Origin of the sequence: Okeania sp. SIO2F4 (genome assembly GCF_010672385.1) — a bacterium.
Lineage (GTDB): Bacteria > Cyanobacteriota > Cyanobacteriia > Cyanobacteriales > Microcoleaceae > Trichodesmium.
The window spans coordinates 1-4976 of the sequence record NZ_JAAHGT010000732.1 but is presented as its reverse complement, the minus strand read 5'-3'; the positions used below and the strand labels follow the sequence as shown (position 1 = coordinate 4976).

The 4976-nt window shown below is 36.8% G+C and carries 5 protein-coding genes and 1 pseudogene; 4 read left to right on the top strand and 2 right to left on the bottom strand.

The features are described 5' to 3' along the window. The coding region (locus tag F6K22_RS31485; protein ID WP_293107333.1) for an ABC transporter substrate-binding protein at positions 1-1526 on the top strand (1526 nt) is incomplete at its 5' end. Between the two features lie 105 nt (positions 1527-1631). Here F6K22_RS31485 and F6K22_RS31480 read toward each other — a convergent pair. Further along, a complete protein-coding gene (locus F6K22_RS31480; protein WP_293107331.1) occupies positions 1632-2330 on the bottom strand; it encodes a hypothetical protein in 699 nt (232 codons plus the stop codon). Positions 2331-2995: 665 nt separating this feature from the next. Then, positions 2996-3514, bottom strand: coding sequence for a hypothetical protein (locus tag F6K22_RS31475; RefSeq protein ID WP_293107328.1), 519 nt, complete (start codon positions 3512-3514; stop codon positions 2996-2998). A gap of 171 nt (positions 3515-3685) precedes the next feature. On the opposite strand from F6K22_RS31475, the gene F6K22_RS31470 reads away from it, so the two are divergent. The 3 genes and pseudogenes from F6K22_RS31470 to F6K22_RS31460 all read left to right on the top strand — a co-directional run. Further along, positions 3686-3868: a site-specific integrase gene (locus F6K22_RS31470; RefSeq protein WP_293107326.1), complete on the top strand. Its 183-nt coding sequence runs from the start codon at positions 3686-3688 to the stop codon at positions 3866-3868. 206 nt (positions 3869-4074) lie between these two features. Further along, entirely contained in the window at positions 4075-4320 is a 246-nt protein-coding gene (locus tag F6K22_RS31465) for a helix-turn-helix domain-containing protein (protein ID WP_293107323.1), read from the top strand. A 63-nt stretch (positions 4321-4383) separates the two neighbouring features. Next, positions 4384-4869, top strand: a pseudogene (locus F6K22_RS31460) (RNA-guided endonuclease InsQ/TnpB family protein); the annotation flags it as partial. Positions 4870-4976 lie beyond the last annotated feature (107 nt).

The following is a 4976-nucleotide window of genomic DNA, read 5'->3' as shown; positions in this document are numbered from 1 at the left end:
CCCGTGGAAATCACATCAGTATAGGTGAGGAAATTCTGGTAAAACTATTTCAACCACGAGACAAACAAAGGGGTGTAAAAGCAGTTGCCGAATGCCAGAAACCCTGGAATTATTTTCTACCTATTTTGAAAAATCATATTCGACAACAGTGGAGTGATTGTTTTGTCACCAAAAACACTTATCAAAAGGCAGCTCAAATTCTTCAGCAAAGTTGGAAGACAGAACGAAGAGATCCAGAAACTTTAATATATCTCAATAATGCCCTTTTAGAAGCGACGGGTGTTGATTTCTATACTATTGCAGTTGCGGTTCCAATTTTACAAGATGAAACGGGGAAGGTGAAGAATGCAGAAATGGCTGAAGAAATCTTGCGGGGAGTAGCTCAAGCGCAAACAGAAGTTAACTTGAGTTTATTTAATGAGGAAAAATCCTCTAATTTGATTTTACCGGGTGCAAATTTTCTCAAGTCAAAAAGCTTGAATGGAAAAGGTTTAAAAGTCATAATTGCTAATGATGCTAACCTTGAGAAGCAAGCAAAGAAGATTGCTAAGACAATAGTCAAACAGTCAGAGATTCTAGGTGTTATTGGTCATTGGACCAGTGAGATGACGACGGCAACTGTAGATATATATAACCGAAATAAATTAGTAATAGTTTCCCCAGGTACAACCACCTCTGAACTCACCCAACAACCCAGACCGTTTTTCTTCCGAACCATCACAAATAATTATGTACCTACAGGTGCAGCGGTTGATGTCTTGATAAGCGATCGGATTAATCAAAAAAGAGTGGCAATTTTTTATAACCCTGCTAGTCCCTATTCCAGTGATTACAAAAAACGATTTGAAGAAAAATTCTTAGAAAAAGTAGGAAAAAAAGAAAAAGTAGAAAAAGAAGAATACATCGTTTATTCATTTGATATTTCTCAGGCTGATTTTGATGCTAAAAGTGCCATCAAAAAAATTATAAACTCTGGGGAATTAGCAATTGTTTTAATACCAGATGGTCAAGTGACTAATGCTCTAGTTAATGCTCTGGAAATCATTAAAGAAAATCGTGGTCAAAATTGGATGGTAGGTAATTGGTCGGTTTATAGTCCGAGAACCTTGAAGATTGGTCAATCTCAGCTCTTAGAAAAACTGGTTTTGACCGTTCCCTGGCATCCTCTAAGCAATCCCAAATCTTATTTTTCTCAAACCAGTGAGCAGCTTTGGGGAGGGTCTGTCAGTTCTCGCACAGCTTTGAGCTATGATGCTGCTCAGGTGGTAATTGAAGGGATTCGGCAAAAACCTAATCGTCAGGGAATTCAGAAGACATTGGCAGATGAAGATTTCCGCCTTGACGAGGGGGCAACAGGAAAAATTGAATTTCAACCAGGGACTGGCGATCGCAAAGCACTAACTATTGAGTTAGTTAAGGTTGTTCCTTGTCCAACGAATAGGGAGTACGGTTTCACATTTATTCCTATGAAGTTTTCAACACCTGAAGATGCAGGGTTGAACTGTTCTATTTCTGTCGATTTCTGACTCCTAATACCAACAGGAATTACGCCAAGACACATATATAGCCTTTAGCACTTGAAGCAATTGCTTCAAGTTAATCTTAATTCTCATTCCTAATTTATTTAGTATTTAGTTAGACCTGTCATATCGCTTATTCCAGGGTCCAAGTATTCCTAAAACTTGATTTCCATCCCATATTACTGTAGCAGTAGTATGACCATGATCAAAGTACGGACAATCTTTCCCAACTTTAAGTATTTCTCTATGTTTTGTTGCGTGAAGTGTCCAGGTTATACCAACACGATTTTTCCATTGAAGTGTGTTATCATCGATCCGACTAATAGTCACATAATGCCAATCGTTTTTTCCACCAGAATCATACAAATGATTTTCATAGTTTCCCACAATTGAATTGACATCCCAATCAGTACCAAGCTTTTCCATCAAGTGGTTCAAGATTACATATCCTTGTGGGTTGACAACACTCAGGCGGATAATTGATGGATTTTTAGGGCGGTGAGCAATAATATATTTGTGATTTCCGTTTTTAAAGGTATAAGTATACCGTTTGTTATTCCCTTTAATATAAGGATTTTTCAAAGTTAGAAAAGCACCACTTCTTCCAGATTTAGCTTCATAAGTATAGTTTCCGAACTCATCTAATTTCAGCAAAACAACCGAATTTTCGCTATTATCCATGAAAGCTCCAGTTGGACGGACAAAATCGGTAGGCATTGCAGAAGCACTATGAGAATTTAAGGTAATATCTGCGATCGCAGGAGTAGATAAACCAATAATAGATGCAAGAGCAATAGCTTTGATGTTCATATTTTTCTCTTTCTTTAAGTATTTTGTGGGTTTGTTTTGTTTCCTAACTAAGTCTTCAAACTCAATTGTTTTGTATCCGTATTTACAGCGGTTTTCATTTCAGTAGACCACAGTAGGGGCGATTCGCATAGATGCCCCTACAGAGTTTTGGTTATGACGATGTGGTTTATCCATCAGCAAAAGCGCTGTATAGTTAATAAAAATGCCAGAATAAAATTTGGCACACACAAACCTGCAATTAGGGCTAAAACTAGAGAAACTGCAATGAGCGTGCCAACTAATCCTATAATTCTTTTGTGGAAAGACTTTTAATTCCTTACCTAGAAAAGTATGCTATTCCTTTCATCAACTATTTTTAATAAATAGTGAAGGCTGAAATCGAGTAAATTCGTTATCTAGTTTGTGATAGGTGAGTTGGCACTTAATTACAGTTACTCTAGTTTTACGCCAAATATTGAAAAAAAAGGTAACAATAATAGAGATACCTGTCTAAATGGATCACCTCTTTTTAAGCATTCCCCAGGGAATGCTTACAGTTTTTTTTGCCAAATCTACCTCTAGAATAAGTTGATTAAACTTGATTGAATTTATTAATTACAGGACTTACGCAAATTAACCTTGAAAGCGCCATATGTAGGGGCGAATGCCATTCGCCCTCATTATATTTAGTATCTGTGCGTAAGTCCTGAATTAATTTGTGTCACCTTGACTGGAATACAACCAGAATCATCAGAACAATTTTTCATGCTCCAATTACCACTATCATCTAACTCAACATGAAAACTATCAGCTTGATAGTCAAGGTTTATTGCATTCCTACCTGGATAAGTAGGTCTATTACCTTGAAGAGTATAACCATTTCTTTCAGGATGCATATTCATTCGTTGTTCAGCGTCAACTCTCCTACCATTAGGTCCAGTTACATTTACAACCATAGTTCCCAAATTTCCATCCATTTTTAAACGACCTTTATATAACCATCCGTTGACTTTCCATTGTAAATTCCATCTTCCGTTCATCCCTTTATTTATAAGTCTAGGACTGACCAGGGCCTGAAATTTTACCTGAGCAGGGCGAGCAAAAGCAACTTTTACAGGAGTTATTGTGGCAAATGATAAAGAAGTAGCGCTTAAAGCAACTAAACTGAAACTAAAAGCTTTGTTGAGGTTAGTTTGAATATTCATTTAAGATTCCCTTGTGTTTAATTTGTTGATGTGGGAAGAGGTTGTTCTCTTTCCTTTCATGTCTTAATCATCTCCTAGTTTTTGGGGAAGTGGGAAAATGTGAATAAGTTATCGCAATTAACTTTTTATTGTGGATGGATGTGAATTTTCTTACACAATTAACTTTTTATTGTGGGTGGACGCGAATTTTCTTACACATTGATTAGCACTCAGGGGTCACATTCTGCCATTACGGCAGTTCTGGAGAGAAACGGAGGCAATATTAGAAAAGCTCAAAGTTTTAGTCGTCATACAGACCTGAAGACCTTGATGATATATGACGACAACTTGCAACAACCACAACTGGAGTTTTAGATAAAATATCAAATCACTTTCTCTGCCGACTTCCGTTCTGGAGATGATATTTTTGTTGAGGATTTTGTGGAAGTATTAGAAGCTGAGGGCTATCAACAGTATTAAAATAAATGGACAAAGTTAAACATAAATAGACATTTACTATGATATAGTAAACTTATTTTTAACTTAATTCAACTATTCCCAGAGGTGGCCAATAAATTGAAATGCAATCAATCAAGACTAAATTAAAAGTTAATAATGAACAAAAAACAATACTTGCCAAACACGCAGGTGTAGCCCGTCATGCTTATAATTGGGGATTAGCAACTTGTATAACTGAGTACGAATCAACTAAGAAACGGCCTAGTGCTATCACTTTGCATAAACGTTTAATTGCTGAAGTGAAAAGTGAAAATCCTTGGTATTATGAGGTATCAAAATGCGCTCCTCAACAAGCATTAAGAGATTGAGAAACGGCATTCAAAAACTTTTTTACTGTTCCCAAACGTGGATTTCCTAAGTTTAAGAAAAAAGGGAAAAAAGACAGTTTTTACCTGGAAGGAAGCATTAAAATTCTGAAAGGAAATTATATCAAACTACCCAGAATAGGAATAGTAAAAACTTACTGTATCTTACCATCTGTGCCCATCAAAAATGTGACTATCTCAAAACGTACAGATAATTGGTATATCAGTTTTAAATATGATTTAGAACCAGCACCATTACCAACCCCTAAAAAACGAGCTGTTATTGGTGTAGATGTAGGTATAAACACCCTAGCTACCTGTAGCGATGGAACAACCTACCCTAATGTCAAAGCCTATAAACAAGCTAAAAAACGATTAAGTCGTTATCAACGGCGTGTTATCAAAAAAGAGCCAGGGTCAAAAAATAGAGCTAAAGCTGTAAAAAGATTAGCTAAAGCTCACAAAAAAGTAGCTGATATCAGAGCAGATGCACTACATAAACTAACAACATGGTTAGCTAAAAATTACAGCACCATAGTGATAGAAGTATGACAATGTAAGTGGAATGCTCAAAAAGCGGTCGTTTCGCTTCGCGACATGAATTGCTCGCAGTCCGTTAGGACGGGATGGCGAGGTCTCCTCGCTTGCCTCCAATCGAC